The sequence below is a fragment of the Streptomyces sp. NPDC005017 genome, assembly GCF_042873115.1.
Lineage (GTDB): Bacteria > Actinomycetota > Actinomycetes > Streptomycetales > Streptomycetaceae > Streptomyces.
Genome location: NZ_JBIALD010000002.1, coordinates 441952 through 466157, shown reverse-complemented (window position 1 = coordinate 466157; position 24206 = coordinate 441952). Strand labels below are relative to the sequence as shown.

The window sequence follows — 24206 nt, the reverse complement described above, 5'->3', positions numbered from 1 at the left end:
ATGTTCCTGACGATCACCACCACCGGCACGGCCGAACGCCCCGCCACCGACCTCGGTTTCCTGCTGCACAAGCATCCCGAGAAGGCCCAGGCGTTCTCCACGTCCTACGGCACCGCGCACGTCCTCTACCCCGAGGCGAGCGAGCAGCGCTGCACGGCCGCGCTGCTGCTGGAGGTCGACACGGTGGCGCTGGTCCGCAGGGGCAAGGGCCGCGGCGGCGCGCCCGACGCCGCGCTCGCCCAGTACGTCAACGACCGCCCGTACGCGGCGTCCTCGCTGCTCGCGGTCGCCCTCAGCGCCGTCTTCTCCAGCGCCATGCGCGGGGCGTGCCACGCCCGCCCCGAGCTGCCGGAGCAGCCGCGGCCGCTGAGGATCGAGGTGCCCGCGCTGCCCGCCCGGGGCGGCCCGGCCCTCGTCCGCGGGCTGTTCGAGCCGCTCGGCTGGACCGTCACGGCCGATCCGGTCGCCCTGGACGGCGAGTTCCCCGAGTGGGGCGACTCGCGCTACGTCCACCTGGTGCTGGAGTCGGAGTCGCTCACCCTCGCCGAGGCGCTGCGGCACCTGTACGTCCTGCTGCCGGTGCTGGACGACGCCAAGCACTACTGGGTCGCCCCGGACGAGGTCGACAAGCTGCTGAGGGTCGGCGAGGGCTGGCTGCCCGGCCACCCCGAGCACAAGCTGATCACCAGCCGCTATCTCTCCCGCCGCTGGTCGCTGACCCGCCAGGCACTGGAACGCCTGGAACTGGTCCGGCTCGCCGAGGCCGACGACGGCGAGGTCGAGGACCTCGACAACGCGGTCGGGGCGGAGACCGAGGAGGAGGAGCGGCCCACCCCGCTCGCCGTGCAACGCCGCGAGGCCGTTCTGGACCGGCTGCGCGTGTCCGGTGCCACCCGGGTGCTCGATCTCGGCTGCGGACAGGGCCAGTTGGTGCAGGCGCTGCTCAAGGACGTCCGCTACACCGAGATCGTCGGCGTGGACGTGTCCGCGCGGGCCCTGACCATCGCCTCCCGGCGGCTGAAGCTGGACCGCATGGGCGAGCGCCAGGCCTCCCGCGTGCGGCTGATGCAGGGCTCGCTCGCGTACACCGACAACCGGCTCAAGGGCTACGACGCCGCCGTGCTCAGCGAGGTCGTCGAGCACGTCGACCTGCCCCGGCTGCCCGCCCTGGAGTACGCGGTGTTCGGCGCGGCCCGCCCGAGGACCGTGCTCGTCACCACACCGAACGTCGAGTACAACGTCCGCTGGGAGAGCCTCCCGGCCGGGCACACCCGTCACGCCGACCACCGTTTCGAGTGGACCCGTGAGGAGTTCCGCGCCTGGGCCGCCACGGTCGCCGAACGGTACGGCTACGCCGTGGAGTTCGTCCCCGTCGGGCCCGAGGACACCGAGGTGGGGCCGCCCACCCAGATGGCCGTGTTCACGCTGTCGGACAAGGAGGAGAAGGCCGCATGACCGAGACGAACGAGCCCCGCCCGCAGGGACGCGCCCTGCCCGTCACCGACCTCTCCCTCGTCGTGCTCGTCGGCGCCTCCGGCTCCGGCAAGTCCACCTTCGCCCGGCGCCACTTCAAGCCGACCGAGGTGATCTCCTCCGACTTCTGCCGCGGTCTGGTCTCCGACGACGAGAACGACCAGAGCGCCACCAAGGACGCCTTCGACGTCCTGCACTACGTCGCGGGCAAGCGCCTCGCGGCCGGCCGCCGCACGGTCGTGGACGCCACCAGCGTCCAGTCCGACTCCCGCAAGCAGCTGATCGCCCTGGCCCGGCAGCACGACGTGCTGCCCGTCGCGATCGTCCTCGACGTGCCGGAGGAGGTGTGCGCCGAACGCAACGCGGTCCGCACCGACCGCGCGGACATGCCGCGCCGGGTCATCCAGCGGCACATCCGCGAACTGCGCCGTTCCGTACGGCACCTGGAGCGCGAGGGCTTCCGCAAGGTGCACGTCCTGCGCGGCGTCGAGGAGGTCGAGCGGGCCACCGTCGTCACCGAGAGGCGCTTCAACGACCTGACCCACCTCACCGGCCCCTTCGACATCGTCGGCGACATCCACGGCTGCTCCGCCGAACTGGATTCCCTGCTCGCCAAGCTGGGCTACGTCGACGGCACGCACCCGGAAGGCCGTACTGCCGTGTTCGTCGGCGACCTCGTCGACCGCGGCCCGGACAGTCCGGGTGTGCTGCGCCGGGTGATGTCCATGGTCAGGTCCGGTGACGCGCTGTGCGTGCCGGGCAACCACGAGAACAAGTACGGCCGTCACCTCAAGGGCCGCAAGGTCCAGCACACCCACGGACTCGCCGAGACCGTCGAGCAGATGGCGGGGGAGAGCGAGGAGTTCAAGGCCGAGGTACGGGAGTTCATCGACGGGCTCGTCAGCCACTACGTCCTCGACGGCGGACGCCTGGTGGTCTGCCACGCCGGTCTGCCGGAGAAGTACCACGGCCGCACCTCGGGCCGGGTGCGCTCGCACGCGCTGTACGGCGAGACGACCGGGGAGACCGACGAGTTCGGGCTGCCGGTGCGCTACCCGTGGGCGGAGGACTACCGGGGCCGCGCCGCCGTGGTCTACGGCCACACCCCGGTCCCGCAGGCCACCTGGCTGAACAACACCATCTGCCTTGACACCGGCGCGGTGTTCGGCGGCAAGCTCACCGCGCTGCGCTGGCCGGAACGGGAGCTGGTCGACGTACCGGCCGAGAAGGTCTGGTACGAGCCGGCCAGGCCGCTGCGGTCGGAGGCGCCCGGCGGACAGGACGGGCGGCCGCTGGACCTGGCGGACGTCAACGGGCGCCGTGCCGTCGAGACCCGGTACCAGGGGCGGGTCGCCGTCCGCGAGGAGAACGCGGCCGCGGCCCTGGAGGTCATGAGCCGCTTCGCGGTCGACCCGAGGCTGCTGCCGTACCTGCCGCCGACCATGGCCCCGACCCCCACCAGCCAGGTGGAGGGCTACCTGGAGCACCCGGCGGAGGCCTTCGCGCAGTACGCGGCGGACGGGGTCGGGCGGGTCGTGTGCGAGGAGAAGCACATGGGCTCGCGCGCCGTGGTCCTGGTGTGCAGGGACGCGGACGCGGCCCGGGAGAGGTTCGGCGTCGACGGGCCGGCCGGCTCGCTCTACACCCGCACCGGACGGCCGTTCCTCACCGACGGGGCGATGACCGAGGAGATCCTCGGCCGGGTGCGGACCGCGATCGGCGAGGCCGGACTGTGGGACGAACTCGCCACCGACTGGATGCTGCTGGACGCCGAGCTGATGCCGTGGTCGCTGAAGGCGTCCGCACTGCTCAGGTCGCAGTACGCGGCCGTCGGCGCCGCCTCCTCGGCCGTCTTCCCCGGCGCGCTGGCCGCACTCGAGGGCGCGGCGGAGCGCGGGGTCGACGTCGGCGAGCTGCTGGCCCGCCAGCGGGAACGCGCCTCGGACGCCGCCGCGTTCACGGCCGCCTACCGCCGCTACTGCTGGACCACGGACGGCCTGGACGGTGTGCGGCTCGCGCCGTTCCAGATCCTCGCGGTCCAGGGCCGCAGCCTCGCCGGACTCCCGCACGACGAGCAACTCGCCCTGCTGGACCGCCTCGTGGAGCACGACCCCACGAGCCTGCTGCGGACCACCCGACGGCTGTACGTCGACACCGGCGACGCCGAGTCGGTCGCGGCGGGCGTCGACTGGTGGCTGGAGATGACCGGCCGCGGCGGCGAGGGCATGGTCGTCAAGCCGGTCGGCGCCGTGGTCCGCGACGCCAAGGGCCGGCTGGTGCAGCCCGGCGTCAAGTGCCGCGGCCGCGAGTACCTGCGGATCATCTACGGCCCAGAGTACACCCGCCCCGACAACCTCACCCGGCTGCGGCAGCGCTTCCTGAACCACAAGCGCTCACTCGCCCTCCGCGAGTACGCGCTCGGCCTGGAGGCCCTGGACCGCCTGGCCGAGGGCGAGCCGCTGTGGCGGGTGCACGAGGCGGTGTTCGGGGTGCTGGCGCTGGAGTCGGAGCCGGTGGATCCGCGGTTGTGAGCCACTCGGCTCCGGTGGGGCGGGGCGCCTGGGCGCTCGATTCCGGCCAGGGGTGACCGATACGGGATCCCCTGGCCGGACCCGGCCCGGGGGATCTCATGGTTCCCTGGTTAACCGCTGGTTGCCGTGCTAACTTCGCTGGTCGGTCAGGCAGTTGTACCGACTCAGGGGGAAAGTCGGTGGAGACAGGTGCGCGGGCTGGCGGCGCCGAGGGCGGTGCCGGCCGGAACAAGGGCTGGGAGCTGCTGTTACGGCTGACCGAAGCGCTCTGCGCGCTCGGCTGCGTGGAGGACGCGCAGGGAAGGGCCCAGTTCGCCGCGATGCTGGCGGACCAGTTGCAGCGGCCGGTCGACCTGCGGGGCGTCAAACTCCGCGAGGACGTGGTGGCCCTGGTGCGCGCCGCGCTGAGCGTGCCGGGCGGCGAGCACGTACTCGTCGGCGTGGTCCGTATCCTCGAGGGGAGCCCCGCCGGCGACGAACTCGACCGGCTGCTCGCACCGGTGGCGTCACCGGCCGCCGGTGCCGACATCCTGGCCGGTCCGCTGACCCCTGCCGAAGAGGCCGAGGCGCGCGCCCTCCTCGCCCGGGGGGACCTCCCCGCCCGCTGCTTACGCGACGATCTCGCCGACGAACTCAACGGCCTCGACCTGCCTCCCGGACTGAGCCCCGAACAACTCCTCGCCCACGTCCTGGAATGGAACACCCAGCCGGACGGACTGCCGCCCGCCGTATTGCTCCTGGACCGCGCGGCCCGCCTCGCCCTCACCCGCAGCCACCGCCTCGCCCTGTCCGACTGGGTCGACGAGTGGGTTCAACGCGCCTCACTTGTGGGTGAGTTGAAGGAGCGGCGCAGCGCCCGCTCCGAGACGCCGTCCGACCCCGACGTCCCCCGCTGTCTCCTCGTCGCCGTGGAACCTGCCCGGGACGGGAGCGGCGAGGTCGTCGTACGCTCCTGGCTCAACACCACGCAGGGCCGCTGGGACCCCCAGCCCGCCGAGCCGGACATCACCACCCTGGAGAACCTGGGCGGCGCGGTCGAGAGCGCGCTGCGCCAGGGTGCCCGGCTCTGGACGGTGCCGCGTGAGCCGGACGCCGGAGAGCGCCTCCAGCAGCCGCCGTACGTGGAGTTCGTCCTTCCGTACGACCTGCTGAACCACGATGTGGCCGGCCTGAGCTATCAGATCGGCGACGGACGTCCCCTGCCGCTCGGCCTGAAGTACGGGGTCCATCTGCGCAGCCTCGAACGCATGCGTACCGACGATGCCGTGGTGCTCCAGCAGTGGCGGGAGCGCTGGTTCGCGCTGCGGCGCCACGGCGTCACCGTGCACGGCTGGAGCGGGCCGGACGGTACGCGCCTGGACGCGTGGCAGACCACTCTCGCCGGGGAGTCGTCGAGAACGGCGGTGGTGCTGGACGCGCCCGCGGACCTCGCCGCCCTCGCGGCGCTCAAGGCCGCCATCGCCGAGGGCGTCGGCCTCGCGGTGTGGGACCGGCGGGGTGTGTTCGACGACGAGCGGCGAGAGGTGGTGACCGCGGTGTTCGCGTCCGTGCAGACATCCGCGCAGATCCCGCTCGCCATCCACCGGCTCCGGGCCAGCGCCGTGCTGCACGCCGGCGGGCCCGGCCGGTTCCTCGGCCGACATATCGGATTTCTCTGGGATGATCCCACTCGGGTCGTCGATCTCCACCCCGACGAACCGGACATCGCCAGCTAGGAGGCAACGGCATGAGCGCGCAGGAGCAGACGGTCGTGAACGGATGGCGGGTCTTCCACGCCACCGGCCGTGCGTCGGACGCCGTGTCACGGCTGCCGGACGCGCCGCCCTGGCGGCGGTTCGGCGGCGGCCCGGCGCAGCCCGCCCCGCCGGACGACCCGGCTGCCGCGCTGCGCCGCCTCGGCCCCGGCGACGTCACCCCGCAGCTCGACTCCGAGGACATCGACACCGTCAACGCCGCCCTGCTGCTGCGCAGGCCGCTGCTGATCACCGGAGCCCCCGGCGTCGGCAAGTCCACCCTCGCCTACGTCATCGCGCGTGAACTCGGTCTGGGCCGGGTCCTGGAGTGGAACGTCGTCAGCCGCACCACCCTGCGCGACGGGCTCTACGTCCACGACGCCATGGGGCGCGCGCAGGCGATCGCCGCCTGGCAGGCGGGACTGCGTCACGGCACCGCCGGGGCCGCCGCCCAGGCCGGCGGCCCCCCGGCGCCCGAGCAGGACGTCGACTCCCCGGCCCCCGCCGACGGGCCCCAACTCCCGCCAGTTCTTGGAGACTTCATCACTTTGGGTCCCCTGGGCACCGCTCTGCTGCCCTACGATCGTCCCCGGACGCTTCTTGTGGACGAGCTCGACAAGAGCGACATCGACCTGCCGAACGACCTGTTGCACGTACTGGAGAACGGAAGCTATGAGATCCCGGAACTGGTGCGTGACGCCGCGAGCACCGCGCGCGTGCACACCAGTGACCCCGGGGGCCGCGCCGAACTGGCCGACGGGCGGGTCGAATGCCGGGAGTTCCCGGTCGTGGTGATCACCAGCAACGGCGAGCGCGAGTTCCCGGCCGCCTTCCGCAGACGCTGCCTGCCGTTGGAACTGCGCACCCCCACCCGCGAGCAGTTGCTGGCCATGGTCGAGGGGCATCTCGGTGACCTCCCGCCGGCGGCCGAGGGACTGGTCGACCTGTTCGTGCGGCGCGTCCAGGCGGGCGGCACCCACTCCCTGGACCAGTTGCTGAACGCTGTCCAGATGACTACAGCGGGTGGTTTCCAGGCGGACGGCGCCGGGCGTAGACTCGTGGAAATGCTCCTCCGCGACCTCGCGAAGGGCCGCTGAATGACGTCCAGGGAGCACGCATCCGGGCTGGGTGACGGAGGTCCCGTTTCGGGGTCGTCGTCGCCCTCTTCGGCGTTGCCCGAAGCAGGCACGCACACGCGTGCGCACGGTGTGCCGCTCCCTGACGCGCTCAGCCCCGACACCCAGGCACTCGAAGGTGCTTACCCCGTCCACGCCGAGGCCGGGGAGCGGTTCACCCCGCACTGGCAGGAGCTCGCCGACGCGGTGTGGCTGGCCGCGCACTGGAACCGTGACGGCGGTCCGGCCGCACCCGGCGTGCCGGACCGCGACGAGGAACACCCCGCACCCCTCCCCCGTGAGGACCACGGGAGTTCGTCCCCGCAGCCGCCCGAGGGCGCACCCGCGGCCCCGGAGGCCAAGAGCACCGACCCGGGCCCGCCGCCCGTGCGGCGGTCCCGGCCCGCGACGGACCGCTCCGCCCAGCCGTCGGGTCTCCGGCTCGCCGCCCCCGGTGAACACGGCGTTCCCGCACAGCTGTTACCTCACCCCGAAGGCCCCTACAGCCTGCACGTCGCACGGCCCCTGCTGCCCGCCGAGGAGCCCGCCGGACCCGGACCCGGCCGCGCCACGGCCCTGCTCGCCCGGGCCCTGCACCGCCTCGCCCGGCGCGTCCCCTCCGGCGACACCCTGGAACTCGACGAGGAGGCCACCGCCGAACAGGGAGTCGTGGACGGCATGTGGATGCCCTTCCTGCGCCCCACCCGGACCTCGGCGTTCGACCTCGTCCTGCTCGTCGACGCGGCCCCCACCATGCGGATCTGGGAGGACACCGTCGCCCGGCTCGCCGAGGCCGCCGAACACAGCGGTGCCTTCCGGGCCGTGCGCACCGTACGGGTGGACGTGCCGCGCACCGGCGCCGCCACCCTGCGCTGGCCCACCGGCCGGGCCGCCGCCGACCCCGGTGAACTTCTCGACGGACGCGGCGGCCGGGTGTTCCTCGTCGTCACCGACGGCCTCGCGCACGGCTGGACCGCTCCCGCCGCCGACGGTCTGCTCGGCCGCCTCGCCCACGCCGGGCCCACCGCCCTGGTCCATCTGCTCCCACCGCATCTGCGCCACCGCTCCTCGCTCTACCCCTACCCCGCGGTCCTGGAGGCCGGCGGTTTCGGCGCCGCCAACCAGGGCCTCGGACACTGGGCACCGCCCGGCGGCCCCGACCCGCTGCGCCCGCTGCCCGAGGCCCGCGACGGCTCGGTGCCCGTACCCGTGCTGTCCCTCAAGCCGGGCTCCCTCGCCGCCTGGGCGGACGTGGTCACCGGCGAGCGCGGAGTGCGCCGTTCCCTGCCCGTCGTCCTGGCCGGCACACTCACCAAGGGCGCGCCCGCACCCGGACTGCGCGCCCCGCGTTTCGCCCGCGCCGCTCCCGCCGCCGTACGCCGCTTCTTCACCCTCGCCACTCCCGCCGCACGCCGCCTCGCCGCCCAACTGGCCACCGTCCCCTTCGAGTTCGACCTCGTCGAGCAGCTGCGTCGGCGCACCATGCCGGAGACCGGGCCGGGGCACCTCGCCGAGATCCTGATGGGCGGCCTGATCGACTGGAACAGCGGCGGCGAGGGACACCCGGAGTTCGCCGAGGGCGTCAGGGAGGCCCTGCTCGCCACCACCACCCGCAGCCAACTGGCCCGCACGGTGAGCGTGGTGGGAGATCTGCCGGCCGCCGGAGCGCGAGGTGTGGCGCTGCGCGCCGCTCTGCGGGACCCGAACGGGACGACGCTGCCCGACCCGGCCGAGCCCGGCTGGGCCCGCAGCGAGCTGGCCGTGATGCGCGCGCTGTCGGGGCCGTACTCCGAACGTGCGAAACGCATCGAGCCGAACCTCGCCACGCGAACGACCGGAACCGGTGCCGCCGAGCGGGTGAACCGCGGCGGCGGCGAAGGGCCTTCCGGCGGCGGAGGCGGCAGTGTGCCAGCGTCGAGCGTCCCCGAGGAGCCTGGAGAACCACCCGTGCTGGTAACCGACGCCACCCAACCCGAAGCCACGGAGGCTGAGCCGCTCATGACGAGCACCACGTCCACAACGCCGGCCCTGCTGGTCAACGTGCCCCTCAGGAACACGTCGTTCGTCGGGCGCCAGGTGCTGCTCAGGGCGGTGGAGGAACAGCTCGCCTCGCAGGACACCGCGGCCGTTCTGCCGAACGCGCTGCACGGTCTCGGCGGCGTCGGCAAGTCCCAGCTCGCGCTGGAGTACGTCTACACCCACCAGCACGACTACCGCGTGATCTGCTGGATCCCGGCCGAACGCGAGAGTCTCATCCTGGCCGCGCTAGCCACCCTCGCGGGTCAGCTGGGCGTCGCCCCCGTCGCGCAGGACACCGTCGGCGCCCCCGCCGCGAACACCGCCGTGCCGGCGGTCCTGGAGGCCCTGCGCACCGGCGCGCCCTACGACAACTGGCTGCTGGTCTTCGACAACGCCGAGGACGTCGAGGCGGTACGCCAGTTCTTCCCGACCAACGGACCCGGCAAGGTCATCGTCACCTCCCGGAACCGGGCCTGGGAAAGGGTGGCGACCTCGCTGCCGGTCAACGTCTTCGAACGCGAGGAGTCCGTCGAGCTGCTCCAGAAGCGCTCGCCCGACCTGAGCCCCGAGGAGGCGGGACGGCTCGCCGACGCACTCGGCGACCTGCCGCTCGCCGTCGAGCAGGCCGGCGCCTGGCGGGCCGTCACCGGTATGCAGGTCGACGAGTACCTCGATCTGCTCACCCAGCGCAGTCCGGAGATCCTCGAACTCGACCCGTCGCCCGACTACCCGGTCTCCGTCGCCGCCGCCTGGGACATCTCGCTGGAGCGCATCCAGGCCAACAACCCGGGCGCCCGGCAACTCCTGGACATCTGCGCCAGCATGGCCCCCGAGCCCATCCCGCGGTCCATGCTGCGCGGCAGCCGCGGGGTGAACATCACACCCGACGTCGACCCGCTGCTGCGCGAGTCGATCAAACTGAACCGCGCCATCCGCGACCTCAACCAGTTCTCCCTGGTCAAGGTGGACCCCCGCTCCGACACCCTCCAGATGCACCGCCTGCTCCAGACCGTGCTCCTGGGCAAGCTGGGACCGCAGGAGCGGGAGGACATGCGGGACGCGGCCCACCAGCTGCTGTCGGCCGCCAAGCCGGGTCCGCCGGGCTCCTCGCTGGAATGGCGCGCCTACCAGGCGCTGCTGCCGCACGTCCTCACGTCGCAGGCGGTGACCAGTGCCGACACCTATGTGCGGGACATGCTCTTCGACACCGTGTGGTTCCTCTACTTCTGGGGAGACCACGAAGGTGCCGCGCGTCTCGGCCGGCAGGCCTGGAACGCCTGGCTCGCCGCGTCCGGCGAGGAGGACATCCACGTCATCCGGATGACCAAGTCCTTCGCGTTCCTGCTGCGGCAGATCGGCCAGGTGCCCGAGTCCATCCCGCTCACCGAGAAGGCGCTCGAGACCTCGCGCCGGATCGAGGTCGAGCCGGAGGAGATGATCGACTCCCTCTGCGAGATGGCCGACGCCTACGGCTACCAGGGCCGTTTCCAGGAGGCCCGCGACCTGACCGCGGAGGCCAGGAACCTGGCCCGGTCCCTGTTCGGCGCCGACGACCCGCTCAGCCTGCGCGCCACGCATTCCTACGGTCGAGACCTGCGGTTGTGCGGGGCGTACGCGGAGGCCCTGCCGCTGGACCAGGAGAACGCCCGGCAGCGGGACCTGCTCTTCGGACCGGCCAGCTTCTTCACTCTGAACACCCTCAACGCGCTCGCCATCGACATGCGCGAGTCCGGTGACTACCCCGGTGCCCGCGACTTCCAGGAGGACGTGCACCGCAGGGCCCGCGCCGCGCTGGGCGAGGAGCATCCGCTCACCCTGCGCATCGCCCGCAACCTCGCGGTGTGCCGACGCCGTGACGGGGCGCTGGAGGACGCCCGCAAGCTCTCCGAGGAGACACTGCGGAGGTTCAACCACCGCTACGGCCCGGAGCACTTCGACTCGCTGGCGTCGGCGACCAACCTCTCGGTCGACCAGCGTCTGGCCGGAGACCTGGAGAGCTCCCGTGACCTGGCCCAGGCCACGGTGCGGCGCTTCGAGCAGCGGCTCGGGGAGAACCACGCGTACACCCTGCTGACCAAGGCCAACCTGGCCGCCACCCTGCGGGCGCTCGGCGCTCTGGACAGCGCGCAGGAACTCGAGGACGAGGCCGCGCGCCTGCTGGCCGACACGGTGGGACCCCGGCACGTCACCACGCTCACCGTCGCCGTCGGCCGGGCCAACACGGCCTCCGCGCGACTGGACTTCGAGATGGCCCGGGAGATCGACGAGGCCACCCTCGCGCTGCTCACGGAGGTCGCGGGCGAGGCGCATCCGCTGACACTGGCCTGCATGTCCAACCTCGCCCTGGACCTGCGCGGGCTGGGCCGGGGAGAGGAGGCGGACGTGCTCCAGCGCAAGGCGGTGGAGGGCTTCGCCGCCGGAGTGGTCCGCAGCGACCACCCCTGGTTCAACGCGGTGCGCACCCGCCGCCGTATCGAGTGCGACATGGCCCCCATGCCGCTGTAGAGCCGTCCGGGCCGGGTGTCCGGTCGTGGGGGGGGCCCCCCGGGCGGGCCCCCCCCCCCGGGGGCCCGCCCCCCCCGCCCCCCCCCCCCCCCCCCGCCCGGGGGGGCGGGCCCCCCGGGCGGGGGGGGGGCCCGGGGGGCCCCCCCCCCCGGGGGGGGCCCCCCCCCGGGGGGCCCCCCCCACGACCGGCCCTCAGCTCACGTCGGCGGCGGGGGCGGCGGACGCGCCGTCCTGCGGTGTGCGGAGCGCCGGTTCGGCCGGCGGCGCCGGCAGGCGGTCCTTCGTCCGTTCGGCCCGGCGGCGGACGAGGATCAGCAGCGGCTGGGTGAACAGGGTCGTGGCCAGCGCCATGAAGACCAGGACCGTGTAGACGGGCTTGCTCAGCAGGCCTGCCTGATACCCCGCGTTGAGCGCGATCAGCTCGGTCAGGCCACGCGTGCTCATCAGCACCCCGACGGTCCACGAGTCGGTGCGGGACAGCCCGCTGACCCGGGCCGCCGCCGTGCCGCTGCCGACCTTCGTCACGACCGCCAGCACCGTGACCACCGCGAGGGCGGCCCAGCCGGTGGCGGTCATGCTGTTCAGCGCGACCGCCTTGCCCGAGACGACGAAGAAGAACGGCACCAGCAGATAACTGACCGTGTGCAGCGCCCGCATCAGGTCGGGATCGAGGGTGCCGCCCTCCTCCCGGGGCACCACCGCGCCCGCCAGCAGCGCGCCGAAGATGACATGCAGCCCCAGCGCGTGCGTCACCACCGCCGACGCGACCGCGAAGCTCGCCAGCAGGGCCAGCCGCAGCGAGGGCTCCATGCTGGTGCGCCACAGCAGCCGACGCAGCACCGGCCTCGCCGCCAGGAGCATCAGCGTGACGAAACCGGCCCCGAGCAGCGCGCGCCAGGCCCAGGTCAGCTGCTGCTCACCGGAGTCACCGCCGAGCAGCGCCCCGGCCAGCACGGTCCACCCGATCACATCGAGCAGCCCGGCCGCCGAGACGGCCACCACGCCGGGCACGGTGTGGGACATGTCGTTCTCCCGCACTATGGCCGTCAGCACGGGCACCGCGGTGATCGAGAGGGCGACCCCGGCGAACACGACCTGGGCGGTCGTCAGCTCCGGCATGCCCAGGTCGCGCAGCTGGTCCCGGAACAGCAGGGCGCAGCCGCTGCCCGCCGCCATCGGCACCACGAAGGCGACCACGGCCACGGTCACCGCGGAGCGTGCACGGTCGCCCAGGACCTTCAGGTCCAGCTCGTAGCCCACGGCGAACAGGAACAGCACCAGCGCCAGCTGGGCGAAGCCGGTCAGCGCGGTGTCGATCCCCGCGGGGAACATGAAGTCGTGCCCGTCCGGCCAGACGCTTCCCAGCAGTGACGGCCCGAGCGCGATGCCCGCCGTCAACTGGCCCACGATGTAAGGCTGCTTCAGCCGTTGCGCCGCCCAGCCCGCCGCATGGGCGACCACGAGGATCAGGGCGGTGGCCAGCAGGATGTGCATGACCGTCTCGTCAGGGCTCATGCCGTCCCCCAGGGCGTCCAGGTGCGAAGGCCGTCAGTCCGGCCGCTTTCGGGTCTCTCAGCTCTCGCAAATGTGCTCGATCCCAACTTCCTTATGGTATGCGTAAGTTGACTCAGCGGAGGCAGTCGTAATCGGAGCTTCACAGGTGTCACGGGGGGCACATGACGGCGGTCGTCTTCATTCATGGGACGGGAGTTCGCGAGCCTGACTTCTCTGCGCTGGCCGGACGCTTCGCGGCCGGACTGACCACGCTGCGTGAGGGGCTTCGCATCGTGCCCTACTACTGGGGGGACAAGCACGGCGCCACGCTCGCTGCGGGCGGTGCGAGCCTGCCGCCGGAGGCGGGCACCACGCGTGGACTCAACGACGCCCCGGCCGCCGCGGACACTGCCGCCGATCCCATCGCGGCCTGGGTTGTGCTCTATGCCGACCCGTACGCCGAACTCGCCCTCGCGGCCGCGGGGGCCGGGCCGAAGGGTGAGCGCCCGCCCGGCTCCGTACCGCCTGACCAGCGGCTTCGTGCGGACCTGGCCCGGCTGGCCGCCCAGGGCGACGCACCTGCCGACGAGTTGGGCCCCGGGCTCGCCCGTGCGGCCGCCGACCTGGCCGCGCAACCGCTGCTCGGACCCGCCGCCGAGACCCTCGACCCGCCGGACCTGGCGGTTCTCGCCGCCCGCGCCCTGGTCGCCCGGGTCATCGGTGACGCCCTCGACGCCGACACCCCGCTCGTCCCGGCCGGTGACACCCGTGACGCCGTCGTCGGCCGCCTCGCCGAGGCGCTGGGGGCACCGGTGCGGGGAACCGAGCGCTCGGTGCGCTCCCTGGTGCTGCGTGCCGCCGGCTCAGCCGCCTCACGTGCCGTCGTGCGCCGCAGGCGCGCCCTCACCCAGGCGGCGCACCCCGCCGCCGGAGACGTCCTGCGCTACCTCAGCCGGGGCGAGGGGGCCCGGGCCGATCTGCGGACTCTGGTCGCCGGACTGGAGGCGCCCGTCACCCTCGTCGGGCACAGCCTGGGCGGCATCATCGCCCTGGACACTCTGATCTCCGCCCCGCTGCCCCAGGTCCGCCTGCTGGTGACGGCCGGCTCCCAGGCGCCGTTCCTCTACGAGTCGGGCTCGCTGCCCCGGCTCGAGCACCCCGCGCCCCTGCCACCCCACGTCCCCGACTGGCTGAATCTGTACGACCCCCGCGATCTGCTCGGGTACGTCGGCGCGAGGCTGTTCCCCGGCCGGGTCACCGACGTCGCCGTCGACAGCCGCCAGCCGTTCCCGGCGGCGCACAGCGCCTATTGGACCAACCCCGAGGTGTACCGGCACATCGTGGACCGGCTGCCGTGAGCGCGCCCCGAGGCGTCGACCCGGGCCGGGTGCACGCGCTGATCGTCGGCGTCGAGAGGTACGACGCCGGTCCCGACTGGGACCTGCCCGGACCGGCCCGGGACGCCGTGCGCTTCCACCGGCTGCTGCGCGCCGCCGGAGTGCCGGAGCACCAACTCCGTCTGCACCTCGCTCCGTCGGCGGCATATGTGCCGGACGTCGGGTACGCGCCCGCCGACCACGCCACCCTGCGGCGCGTCCTGGTCCGCGAACTGTCCCTGGCGCAGGGCGACATCCTCTGGGTGTGGTGGGGCGGACACGGAGTCCTCGGCCGGTCCGGCGGTCTGCGCCTGTTCTGCGCGGACGCGACCACCGCCGACAAGCTCGGCATCGACCTCGACTCCGCGCTGGAGCGGTACGCCGGTGACGCCGTGCCCGGACTCGCCCGGCAGATGTGGGTGGTGGACGCCTGCGAGACCTTCGAGGAGGACCTCGCCTTCCGGGAGCAACTGCCGCCCGAAGCACTGCCCGTGGGGCGGCGCAACCTCGTCCACCGGCAGACCCTGCTGAGCGCCGCGGGCCGCGGCCGGGCCGCCGTCAACGACCCCGAACGGGGCACGGGACTGTTCTCCGACGTCCTGCTCGAGCTGCTGGCGGACCGGGCGGCGCTCCTGCCGGAACCCCCCGATCCCGAGGAACTGTTTCCCGCCGTCCGCGCGCGCATCGCGACTCTCAGGGAAGCGGGACTTACTCTTCAGTACCCCGAGATCCGCATGCGGAGCCCCGAACGCACCGAGACCCTGACCGCACCCGTACCCGGCCCAGCGGCCCGTCCGGTGTCCCCGCTGCTGCGGGCCGTGGACGCTCTGACGGTGTATCCGCTGATGTCGGACCCCGTGGAACGGCAGGCGGTGATCGCCGCGCTGGACCCTTCCCACACCGGGACACTCGCCCGTCACACCAAGGCCCGCACGGACGCCACCTATCTCCTCAACCACCTCGCCAAGCGCGGCGCCCAGGCCCTGTGGGAGCTGTACGACGCGGTGCTCGCCGTGGACAGCGATCCCGGACGCGCAACCGAACTGCGTGCCGCGTTGGGGGAGTTCACGGACAGGTTCGACCGCCCACGCGGCGGGGGATGATCGGGTGGCGTGATCGTACGGTTTTCGACGGGGGTAGGAATGGCCATGATGGGAAGGGACACGAGGAACCGTGTGCCACCGTTACGTGAAGGGGGGAGCAACTTGGACCAGCCGCCCGCTCGACTGCACGCCGAAGCCGCCGTCCGTGAGCCGTCCGTCGCCGCGGGGACCGGCTTCTGGGAGGCGGATCTGGCCGACCTCACCGGGCTGCCTCTCACCGCGGTGGACGACCTCACGCCGCTTCGGCCCACCTCTCGTCTGCTGGTGGAGGTGTTGCGTGCCCGCAGCAGCATGAAGGGCGGAAACGAAGGGACCGGCGGCAACGCCCGAGCCGAGTAGCCCGACCCGATCGGCCGAGCCCTCCCGAGGTCTCCGCCTGCCCGCCGGGGCTCACGTGCGCCCCTTCCGTGCGACCGGAGGTCCCCGTCCATGCCCGGAGAGCCGCGCACAGCCCCCTTCTGCATGCCCGAACGCCTCTTCGCGGAACTTGCCACGGGCGGGGGCTCGAGCCAGGCCCTCGCCTTCCTCGAACAGGGTGAGCGCGCCCGCCGCATGCTGCTCCTGCGCACGCTGCTCGACCATCTCGACGAGGTGCCCACCCCCCTGACCCCCGCCGCCGAGGCCTGGGCCGCCCTCAAGGACGCCGCCGAGCACGCTCCCGGCCCGGTCGACCGGCTGCTGCTCGCGCCCGCGACCGGCGGCTGGCTGGCCCATATGCTGCGCCGGGTGCACGGCACCGCGACCGGTCCGCCGCTGTGGGTGGAGGCCGGACACCTGTGCGCCCTGGCCGTGACGGCCTGTCTGAGCGCGGGCACGGACGCCGAGCTCCGTGTCTCCCTCAGCGACGGCACGCTCTGTCTGCCCGGCCTCGGGCGGGCATGGCTCCCCGACGCGGCGGCGGGCCGCACGGTCGGCGTGGCCACCACCAGCCGGGGCGGCCTGACCCTCACCGGTCCCGGACGGCGTTCCGGGCCCACCGCCCTGACCTGCCGTCCGGTCACGTCACCGCTGCGCAGCCGCCGGGCCGCGCCGGTCGTGGTGCCCGAGTACGACCGGCGCGCCGAGACCAGGGCCCCCGCCACCTGGCAGCCCCTGCGCACCCTGACCCACATCGGCCCAGCCGGGGTGACCGCCATCCCCCTGGACGACCTCGACCCGTACCGCGACCTCGACGACCCGGTCCCGCCCGCCCGGCTGGACGCGGACGAGGCGGAGGAGTGGCAGCGGCTGTTCGACGACGCCGTCGGCATCCTCGCCGACCCCGGCGGCACCGGGCCTGGCCGGGTGGACCCGGCGGTGATCCGGTCCGTCGTGCCGTTCGGCCGCACGGGCCTGCTGCCGCCCGCCCCGCCCGTGGTGCCCCTGTCCGGTTCGAGCGGGGACTCCTACGGCGCCATGGTGATCGCACGCCCCGCGTCGGCGCTGGCCCTCGCCGAGACCCTCGTCCACGAGTTCCAGCACAGCAAACTCGCCGCCCTGCTCCATCTGTTCCCGCTGCTCGACGACGACCGGGAGGAGCGCTACTACGCCCCCTGGCGCGCCGACCCGCGCCATCTCACCGGACTGCTGCACGGCGCCTACGCGTTCACCGGTGTCGCGGGCTTCTGGCGGGACCGGCTGGCCGGCAAGGAGCCCGGCGAGGAGGCCGGTTACCACTTCGCGCTCCGGCGGCTCCAGAGCCGTCTCGTCGTGCGCACCCTGCTCACCAGCGGCCGGCTGACCGCCGAGGGACGGGCCCTGGTCTCGGGGCTGGCCCGCACCCTGGACGGCTGGCTGCGCGAGCCGGTTCCGGCTGAGGCCCTGGCCCGCGCCCGTACGGCCGCCGCCCTGCACCGCACCGAGTGGCGGCTGCGCAACGTCGTCCCGGTCGCCGGGCCGGTCCCGGAGTTCCCACGGTTCCGTTCGGACCGCCTCCCGTGGCCGGACACCCGTACCCGGACCTTCGCCATCCGCCCCACCGCGCCCCGTACCGCCGACGAGTACCTCGCCGCGGGCCGCCCGGCCGCCGCGCTCGCCCGCTACGACGACGCCCTCGCGGACGACCCGGGCGAGCCGCACGCCCTGGCGGGGTGGATCGTCGCCCGCGCGGCCCTCGAACCGGGCCGGGCCTCCCGCCGCCTGCTGGCCCGCCCGGAACGGCTGCGACCGCGCGGGCGCGGACCGGCGTAGGGCGGGGCACACAGGCTGCAGAACGCAAGGAGCAGAACGCAGGGCCTCACCCCACCAACCGCAACCGCTCCCCGCACACCCCCACCTCCACCCCCTGCCCCCACGTCAGCTCCAGCGCGTCCGCCTCGATGCCGTCGCCGAACACGATGAGGCGTTCGGACTCGACGGTCAGCCGGAGCCGCCGGGACGCGGGGAGTTCGCCCGCGACCAGGGAGGTCCCGGTGGCGGGGGAGGGCCAGGCCTCGCGGACGAACCACAGCAGCCGGTCCTCGGTCGGCGCGGGCAGCGGGAGCCGCGCGCCCCGTTCCTGCCAGACGGACCGCAGCCACCCGGTCGCGCCGGTCCCCGTGCCGACCAGCACCCCCGAGGAGGCCTGGGCCTCGACGACACCCCCGTCGTCCTCCAGGTCCAGGCGGTAGCGGGCGGTCTGGTGGCCGGCCGCGCCGAGGTAGACCTCGTTCAGCGCGACCAGCCGCTGGGTGTCGTCCGCGACGGCCTCGACCATGGTGAGCTCCTCGGCGGCCGGGCGCCCGGTGAGCAGCGCGGCGGTGTCCTCGGGGCGGTGGCGGACCAGGACGCCGGGGTTGCGCCCGGGGTCGGTGTCGATGCCGACGACCGGCTGCCCGGCGAGGTACTTGGCGACGTTCGCCACCAGCCCGTCCTGGCCGACCACGACCACGACGTCCTCCGGCGCGAACAGGAACCGGTCCAGGTCGGCCCGTTCCACCCGGGCCTGCCGCCAGGCCGCCGGCACCGCGGCGGCCACCTGCGCGAGCGCCCGGTGCGTACGGCGGTGCCGCTCGGCGACCTCCTCGATGTCCCGGCCCCGGGAGGCGAGGAAGAACGCGGCCTGGCCATGGGTGCCGTGCCGGGCGACGAGCTCCTCGTACTCGGTGGTGCGGTGCACGAGGACCGCCCGGGGCGCGAGGCTCATGCCCCGTCCCGGCCGCTCACACCCAGCTTGGCGAGCAGGCCGGTGAGCACGTCGGGAGTGATGGTGACGCTCTCGATGCTGGGCAGGTTCTCGGCGAGCCGCGTGCCCGTGAGGGCGTGCAGGGTGGCCACGCCGTCCACCCCGGCGTCGGCGTGCACCCGCAGCCAGGCGGCCTGGGCCTGCGCCCGCGCCTCGCCGACCTCCCGCGCGCTCTCCGCCTCGGCCCGCGCCAGCCGCACCGCCCGCGCCGCCTCCGCCTCGGCGAGCTGCGCGGTGCGCCTGGCCTCGGCCTCGGTGAGCCGCAGCGACCGATCGGCCTCCGCCTCGGCCAGCTTCACCGACCGCGCGGCCTCCGCCTCCGCCAGCTTCACCGAGCGAGCCGCCTCCGCCTCCGCCAGCCGCACGGTCCGCGCGGCCTCCGCCTCGGCCCGTACGGCGTCCGCGGCCGCGGCCTCCTCCGCCTCCCGGCGGGCGTTGGTGCCGCGCTGCTCGACCAACCGCTCCTCGCGGCGGGCCAGTTCGATCTTGCTCGCGAGCTCGTTCTCGGCGATGGCGCGTTCGCGCTCGACGGCCACGGCCCGGCGCTCGTAGGTCGCGCGGTCCGCCTCCTGCTGGATCTGCTCACGGGCCGGGGTGCGCAGCGCCCGCTCCACCTCGGGCTCCGGACGCAGCGCCATCACGCGTACGGCCACCACCTCGATGCCGGTGGCCGGCAGCCGGGGCTCGGCGGCCAGACCCGCCGCCACCCGCTCGCGCACCGCCGTAACCCCGTCGACCAGGGCCGAGGACAGCGGTGTCCGGGTGAGGACGTCCAGCGCGTGCTGCTGGGCGGTCTCGGTCAGCAGCGTGCCGAGCTGCTCCAGCGGGGTGCCGCGCCAGGCGCCGGTGTCCGGGTCGACGGAGAAGTCCAGCCGCGCGGCGGCCAGCGCCGGGTCGGCGATACGGAAGGTGACGGTCGCCTGCACGGCGACGTCCTGGAAGTCGGAGGTGCGGGCGTGGAAGGTCATCGCCAGTTCGCGGTCGTCGACCGGGACCTCGGACAGGGCGGCGGTCAGCGGCCGGAACCAGAAGCTCAGCCCCGGCCCGTCGTGCACCAGGCGGCCCGAGCGGTGGTGGCGGATGTGCGCCGTGGGCGCGCCCCGCAGATGGCGCCAGCCGAGGCGCCGCGTGATGTCGGCCATGTGAGCCCCCCTCGCAGGTTTTCGTCATGAAGACGATAAAGGGGAGGGCCGGTTGTCGTCAAGGGGACGAGAATAAGCGGGTACGGAAACGCGCGAGAAGCGGGTGAAGGCGGTCGCGGGTGGTCAGGATGGAGTCATGGGATTCCAAGTCGACTCCGAGGCCGGGCGGCTGCGCCGCGTCATCCTTCACCGGCCGGATCTCGAGCTCAAAAGGCTCACCCCCAGCAACAAGGACGCCCTGCTCTTCGACGACGTGCTCTGGGTGCGCCGGGCGCGTGCCGAGCACGACGGCTTCGCCGATGTGCTGCGCGACCGGGGCGTCGCCGTGCACCTCTTCGGGGACCTGCTCACCGAGGCCCTGGAGATCCCGGTGGCCCGCGCGCTCGTCCTGGACCGGGTGTTCGACGAGAAGGAGTACGGCCCGCTGGCCACCGACCATCTGCGGGCCGAGTTCGAGTCGTTGCCCGCCAGGGAACTGGCCGAGGCGCTGGTCGGCGGCATGACCAAGCGGGAGTTCCTGGAGGGGCACGCGGAGCCGGTCTCCGTGCGCTTCCACGCCATGGACCTCGACGACTTCCTGCTGGAGCCGCTGCCCAACCACCTCTTCACCCGGGACACCTCCGCCTGGATCTACGACGGTGTCTCCATCAACGCCATGCGCTGGCCCGCCCGGCAGCGCGAGACCGTGCACTTCGAGGCGATCTACCGGCACCATCCCCTCTTCCGCGGCCAGTCCTTCCACCTCTGGTCGGAGGGGCAGGCCGACTACCCGTCCACCATCGAGGGCGGTGACGTGCTGGTCATCGGCAACGGCGCCGTCCTGATCGGCATGAGCGAGCGGACCACCCCGCAGGCGGTGGAGATGCTCGCCCACAAACTGTTCGCCGCCGGGTCCGCCCGCTCGATCGTGGCGCTGGACATGCCCAAGCGGCGCGCCCTGATGCACCTCGACACCGTGATGACCATGGTCGACGGCGATGTCTTCACCCAGTACGCCGGGCTCGGCATGCTCCGCTCGTACACCATCGAGCCGGGCGCCGGCGAGAAGGACCTGAAGGTCACCGACCATCCGCCGGAGCACATGCACCGCGCCATCGCGGCCTCGCTCGGGCTGAACGAGATCCGGGTGCTGACCGCCACCCAGGACGTGCACGCCGCCGAGCGCGAGCAGTGGGACGACGGCTGCAACGTGCTCGCCGTCGAGCCGGGCGTGGTCGTCGCCTACGAGCGGAACTCCACCACCAACACGCATCTGCGCAAGCAGGGCATCGAGGTGATCGAGATCCCGGGCAGCGAACTGGGGCGGGGCCGGGGCGGGCCGCGCTGTATGAGCTGTCCCGTAGAGCGAGACGCTGTGTGAGGGAAGGCGGGAGGGCTGTATAAAAATTCTAGCAGTCGTATAGAATTCCGCAGTCCTTCCGCAGGCCTGCCCTCGCAACCCTGGAGCGCCCCATGGCGAATGTCCCGACCGCCCTCGCCGGGCGCGCCTTCCTCAAAGAGCTGGACTTCACCGCGGCGGAGTTCCGGGGTCTGGTCGAGCTCGCCGCGGAGCTGAAGGCGGCGAAGCGGGCCGGGGCCGAGCAGCGGCGTCTGACCGGCAAGAACATCGCGCTCATCTTCGAGAAGACCTCGACGCGCACCCGCTGCGCGTTCGAGGTCGCCGCCGCCGACCAGGGCGCCCACACCACCTACCTGGACCCCTCCGGCTCGCAGATCGGGCACAAGGAGTCCGTCAAGGACACCGCCCGTGTCCTCGGCCGGATGTTCGACGGCATCGAGTACCGCGGGGACAGCCAGGCCAAGGTGGAGGAACTGGCCGCGCACGCGGGCGTCCCCGTCTTCAACGGCCTCACGGACGACTGGCACCCCACCCAGATGCTCGCCGACGTGCTCACGATGACCGAGCACAGCGCCAAGCCGCTGGACGCGATCGCCTTCGCCTACCTCGGCGACGCCCGCTTCAACATGGGCAACTCCTACCTGATCACCGGCGCCCTGCTCGGCATGGACGTACGGATCGTCGCCCCCAAGACGTACTGGCCCGTCCAGGAGATCGTCGACCGCGCCCAGGAGCTGGCCGGGACCAGCGGGGCCCGCATCACCCTCACCGAGTCCGTCGCGGAGGGCGTGAGCGGCGCGGACTTCGTCGCCACCGACGTCTGGGTCTCCATGGGCGAGCCCAAGGAGGTCTGGGCCGAGCGGATCGCCGCCCTCGTCCCCTACGCCGTGACCATGGACGTCCTGCGCGCCACCGGCAACCCGGACGTGAAGTTCCTGCACTGTCTGCCCGCCTTCCACGACCTCGGCACCAAGGTCGGCCAGGACCTCCACGACATGTACGGCCTGACGTCGCTGGAGGTGACCGACGAGGTCTTCGAGTCGGCCCACTCGGTCGTCTTCGACGAGGCGGAGAACCGCATGCACACCATCAAGGCGGTACTGGTCGCGACCATGGCCTGAACGCCCTTCCCGACGTGCGGTGAAGCCGCTGGCAACCATGGCCCGAGGCAACCATCGGCACCCAGGGACTTACCCGCGCCTTATGCTGTCCGGCGGCCCGGACCCACCCCGTCCGAGGCCGTCGCGCGACGACCCCGTCGCACCCCGCACCACCAGAAACGAGCACCACCCGCATGCCCGCTCCCCGTATCAAGTCCCCTGCCCTGCTGGTGGCAGAGTCGGGCGCCGACCGTGAGGGCCACGGTCTGAGGCGCACGATGGGACTGTTCCAGCTCGTCTGCTTCGGCGTCGGCGCGATCGTCGGCACCGGCATCTTCGTGGGTCTGTCCGACTCGGTCGCCCAGGCCGGACCCGCGGTCGTCGTCTCCTTCGTACTCGCCGCGATCACCTGCGTGTTCACCGCGCTCGCCTTCGCCGAGCTGGCCGGCGCGATCCCCGTCTCCGGCTCCTCGTACTCCTTCGCCTACGCCACCCTCGGCGAGACCACCGCCTTCCTCATCGGCTGGTGCCTGCTGCTGGAGTACGGCATCTCGATCTCGGCGGTCGCGGTCGGCTGGAGCCAGTACGTCAACGAGCTGCTCGACAGCCTCCTCGGCGTGCAGCTGCCCGCCGCGCTGTCCGCCGGTCCCGGCGAGGGCGGCGTCGCCAACGTCCCGGCCGTGCTGGTCATCGCGATGGCCTCCGCGCTGCTGATCCGCGGGGTGCGCGAGAGCGCGCGGGCGACGGCCGCCATGGCCGTGCTCAAGCTGGTCATCCTGATCGCGTTCTGCGCGATCGGCTACAGCGCCTTCAAGGACGGCAACCTCAGCCCCTTCACGCCGGCCGGCCTCGGCGGCATCGGCGCGGGCACCACCGCCGCGTTCTTCTCCTACATCGGCTTCGACGCGATCACCACCACCGGTGAGGAGGCCAAGAACCCGCGCCGGGACGTGCCGATCGCGATCCTGGTCTGCATGGCCGTCGTCACCCTGCTGTACTGCGCCGTCGCGCTGGCCGCGATCGGGGCCGTCGGCGCCGACGAGGTCGGGGGCCGTCCCGCCGCGCTGTCCCACGTCGTCGACCAGGTCACCGGATCCACGGTCGGCGGCGGCATCGTCGCCTTCGGCGCGGTCGTCGCCATCGCCTCGGTGGTGCTGGCCGTGATGTACGGACAGACCCGCATCCTGCTGGCCATGTCCCGCGACGGCCTGATCCCGGCCGTCTTCGAGAAGGTCTCCCCGCGCACCGCGACGCCCGTCGCGGGCACCCTGATCGTCGCGGTCGTCTTCGCGCTCCCGGCGGCCTTCGCCTCCCTGGACGCGGTGATCAACCTGAGCACCATCGGCACGCTCGCCATCATGGCCGTGGTGAACATCGCGGTGATCGCCCTGCGCCGCCGCGAGCCGGACCTGCCGCGCACCTTCCGGGTACCGCTGGTCCCGTTGTTCCCGCTGCTCGGCGTCGGTTTCTGTCTGTACCTGATGTACGAGACCGGCTGGACGACGTGGGTCCAGTTCGCCGTGTTCCTCGCGGCCGGTCTGATGGTCTACCGCCTCTACGGCCGCCGCAACTCGCGGCTGACCGCCGTCACGCCGGACGAGGCCGCCGCTGAGGCGGTACCAGCGGCAGTCTGAACCACACCGCCTTGCCGGAGCCGGTGGGGCGGTGCCCGCAGGACGAGCTCAGGGCGCGGATCAGCAGCAGTCCGCGCCCGTGCTCCTGCCAGGGGTCGGGCATGGTGTCCCCGGCGTGCAGCAGATCGCCCGGCGGCGCCGGGTCGGGGTCGTGCACCTCGACATGGCAGCCGGTCGGCAGCAACCGCACGACCAGCTCTATCGGGGCGTCCCCGGAGGTGTGCTCCACGGCGTTCGCCACCAGCTCCGCCGTCAGCAGCTCGGCGGTGTCGCAGTCCGCGCCGTCCTCCAGCTCGGCCAGGGCCGCACGGACCAGCGCACGCGCCACGGGCACGGCCGCGGTCGAGTGCGGCAGCGCGATGCGCCAGAAGGCCGGTGAGGCGGGGCGTTCGTGCAAGGCGAGTCCGTTCATGGCGCAGGCTTTCCCGAAGTAGACATCAGGCCGTCCTGCTTTCGATCTCAGGAATGGTACGGCGCCCCCCAGCCGGTCGCACGGCGGG

Annotated in this window: 16 protein-coding genes; 12 read left to right on the top strand and 4 right to left on the bottom strand. The window is 73.1% G+C overall.

Translation table 11 applies throughout. The features are described from left to right. The 5 genes from ACFYR0_RS04815 (at position 1) to fxsT (ending at position 11376) form a co-directional block, all read left to right on the top strand. Entirely contained in the window at positions 1 to 1455 is a 1455-nt protein-coding gene (locus ACFYR0_RS04815) for a 3' terminal RNA ribose 2'-O-methyltransferase Hen1 (RefSeq protein ID WP_389321894.1), read from the top strand. Next, the gene (locus tag ACFYR0_RS04810) at positions 1452 to 4004 is read left to right on the top strand and encodes a polynucleotide kinase-phosphatase (protein ID WP_389321892.1); all 2553 of its coding nucleotides are present in this window, start codon (positions 1452 to 1454) and stop codon (positions 4002 to 4004) included. The genes ACFYR0_RS04815 and ACFYR0_RS04810 overlap by 4 nt, the downstream gene beginning before the upstream one ends. A gap of 179 nt (positions 4005 to 4183) precedes the next feature. After that, complete coding sequence (locus tag ACFYR0_RS04805; protein WP_389321890.1) at positions 4184 to 5719, top strand: hypothetical protein; 1536 nt, start codon at positions 4184 to 4186, stop codon at positions 5717 to 5719. 11 nt (positions 5720 to 5730) lie between these two features. After that, positions 5731 to 6834 (top strand): MoxR family ATPase, encoded by a 1104-nt coding sequence (locus ACFYR0_RS04800; RefSeq protein ID WP_389321888.1) that lies wholly within the window; start codon positions 5731 to 5733, stop codon positions 6832 to 6834. Continuing rightward, positions 6835 to 11376, top strand: a complete 4542-nt coding sequence (gene fxsT / locus ACFYR0_RS04795) for an FxSxx-COOH system tetratricopeptide repeat protein (RefSeq protein ID WP_389321886.1) — start codon at positions 6835 to 6837, stop codon at positions 11374 to 11376. Between the two features lie 192 nt (positions 11377 to 11568). On the opposite strand, the gene ACFYR0_RS04790 is transcribed toward fxsT, so the two are convergent. Next, positions 11569 to 12891 carry a cation:proton antiporter gene (locus ACFYR0_RS04790; protein ID WP_389321884.1) on the bottom strand — a complete coding sequence of 441 codons (1323 nt, stop codon included), beginning with the start codon at positions 12889 to 12891 and terminating at the stop codon, positions 11569 to 11571. A gap of 161 nt (positions 12892 to 13052) precedes the next feature. Between ACFYR0_RS04790 and ACFYR0_RS04785 the strand changes: the two genes are divergently transcribed. The 4 genes from ACFYR0_RS04785 to ACFYR0_RS04770 all read left to right on the top strand — a co-directional run bounded on the left by ACFYR0_RS04785 (position 13053) and on the right by ACFYR0_RS04770 (position 17518). Beyond that, positions 13053 to 14228, top strand: a complete 1176-nt coding sequence (locus tag ACFYR0_RS04785; protein ID WP_389321882.1) for a hypothetical protein — start codon at positions 13053 to 13055, stop codon at positions 14226 to 14228. Continuing rightward, positions 14225 to 15349 carry a caspase family protein gene (locus ACFYR0_RS04780; RefSeq protein WP_389321880.1) on the top strand — a complete coding sequence of 375 codons (1125 nt, stop codon included), beginning with the start codon at positions 14225 to 14227 and terminating at the stop codon, positions 15347 to 15349. Before ACFYR0_RS04785 ends, ACFYR0_RS04780 begins: the two co-directional genes overlap by 4 nt. Before the next feature lie 102 nt (positions 15350 to 15451). Beyond that, positions 15452 to 15688 (top strand): hypothetical protein, encoded by a 237-nt coding sequence (locus ACFYR0_RS04775; protein WP_389321878.1) that lies wholly within the window; start codon positions 15452 to 15454, stop codon positions 15686 to 15688. 123 nt (positions 15689 to 15811) lie between these two features. Next, positions 15812 to 17518, top strand: a complete 1707-nt coding sequence (locus ACFYR0_RS04770) for an HEXXH motif domain-containing protein (protein WP_389321875.1) — start codon at positions 15812 to 15814, stop codon at positions 17516 to 17518. Positions 17519 to 17564: 46 nt separating this feature from the next. Here ACFYR0_RS04770 and ACFYR0_RS04765 read toward each other — a convergent pair whose 3' ends face one another. Together ACFYR0_RS04765 and ACFYR0_RS04760 are read right to left on the bottom strand one after the other, a co-directional pair. Then, positions 17565 to 18452, bottom strand: coding sequence for a hypothetical protein (locus ACFYR0_RS04765; protein ID WP_389321873.1), 888 nt, complete (start codon positions 18450 to 18452; stop codon positions 17565 to 17567). Then, complete coding sequence (locus ACFYR0_RS04760; protein ID WP_389321871.1) at positions 18449 to 19633, bottom strand: SPFH domain-containing protein; 1185 nt, start codon at positions 19631 to 19633, stop codon at positions 18449 to 18451. Before ACFYR0_RS04760 ends, ACFYR0_RS04765 begins: the two co-directional genes overlap by 4 nt. Before the next feature lie 136 nt (positions 19634 to 19769). Here ACFYR0_RS04760 and ACFYR0_RS04755 point away from each other — a divergent pair, with 136 nt between their 5' ends. From ACFYR0_RS04755 to ACFYR0_RS04745, 3 genes are all read left to right on the top strand, one after another. Further along, on the top strand, positions 19770 to 20993 hold the full coding sequence (locus ACFYR0_RS04755; protein ID WP_389321869.1) for an arginine deiminase: 1224 nt from the start codon (positions 19770 to 19772) through the stop codon (positions 20991 to 20993). Positions 20994 to 21085: 92 nt separating this feature from the next. Next, positions 21086 to 22093, top strand: a complete 1008-nt coding sequence (argF, locus tag ACFYR0_RS04750; RefSeq protein WP_389321867.1) for an ornithine carbamoyltransferase — start codon at positions 21086 to 21088, stop codon at positions 22091 to 22093. Positions 22094 to 22266: 173 nt separating this feature from the next. Then, positions 22267 to 23706, top strand: coding sequence for an amino acid permease (locus ACFYR0_RS04745; RefSeq protein ID WP_389321865.1), 1440 nt, complete (start codon positions 22267 to 22269; stop codon positions 23704 to 23706). Here the strand turns inward: ACFYR0_RS04745 and ACFYR0_RS04740 are convergent. Continuing rightward, the gene (locus ACFYR0_RS04740) at positions 23660 to 24118 is read right to left on the bottom strand and encodes an ATP-binding protein (protein ID WP_389321863.1); all 459 of its coding nucleotides are present in this window, start codon (positions 24116 to 24118) and stop codon (positions 23660 to 23662) included. The two genes, ACFYR0_RS04745 and ACFYR0_RS04740, sit on opposite strands and share 47 nt — an antisense overlap. Positions 24119 to 24206: the final 88 nt, after the last annotated feature.

Coding starts and splice junctions, on each gene's coding strand:
- ACFYR0_RS04815 (WP_389321894.1), top strand. CDS start 1: ATGTTCCTGACGATCACCACCACCGGCACGGCCGAACGCCCCGCCACC.
- ACFYR0_RS04810 (WP_389321892.1), top strand. CDS start 1,452: ATGACCGAGACGAACGAGCCCCGCCCGCAGGGACGCGCCCTGCCCGTC.
- ACFYR0_RS04800 (WP_389321888.1), top strand. CDS start 5,731: ATGAGCGCGCAGGAGCAGACGGTCGTGAACGGATGGCGGGTCTTCCAC.
- fxsT (WP_389321886.1), top strand. CDS start 6,835: ATGACGTCCAGGGAGCACGCATCCGGGCTGGGTGACGGAGGTCCCGTT.
- ACFYR0_RS04790 (WP_389321884.1), bottom strand. CDS start 12,891: ATGAGCCCTGACGAGACGGTCATGCACATCCTGCTGGCCACCGCCCTG.
- ACFYR0_RS04785 (WP_389321882.1), top strand. CDS start 13,053: ATGACGGCGGTCGTCTTCATTCATGGGACGGGAGTTCGCGAGCCTGAC.
- ACFYR0_RS04770 (WP_389321875.1), top strand. CDS start 15,812: ATGCCCGAACGCCTCTTCGCGGAACTTGCCACGGGCGGGGGCTCGAGC.
- ACFYR0_RS04765 (WP_389321873.1), bottom strand. CDS start 18,452: ATGAGCCTCGCGCCCCGGGCGGTCCTCGTGCACCGCACCACCGAGTAC.
- ACFYR0_RS04760 (WP_389321871.1), bottom strand. CDS start 19,633: ATGGCCGACATCACGCGGCGCCTCGGCTGGCGCCATCTGCGGGGCGCG.
- ACFYR0_RS04755 (WP_389321869.1), top strand. CDS start 19,770: ATGGGATTCCAAGTCGACTCCGAGGCCGGGCGGCTGCGCCGCGTCATC.
- argF (WP_389321867.1), top strand. CDS start 21,086: ATGGCGAATGTCCCGACCGCCCTCGCCGGGCGCGCCTTCCTCAAAGAG.
- ACFYR0_RS04745 (WP_389321865.1), top strand. CDS start 22,267: ATGCCCGCTCCCCGTATCAAGTCCCCTGCCCTGCTGGTGGCAGAGTCG.
- ACFYR0_RS04740 (WP_389321863.1), bottom strand. CDS start 24,118: ATGAACGGACTCGCCTTGCACGAACGCCCCGCCTCACCGGCCTTCTGG.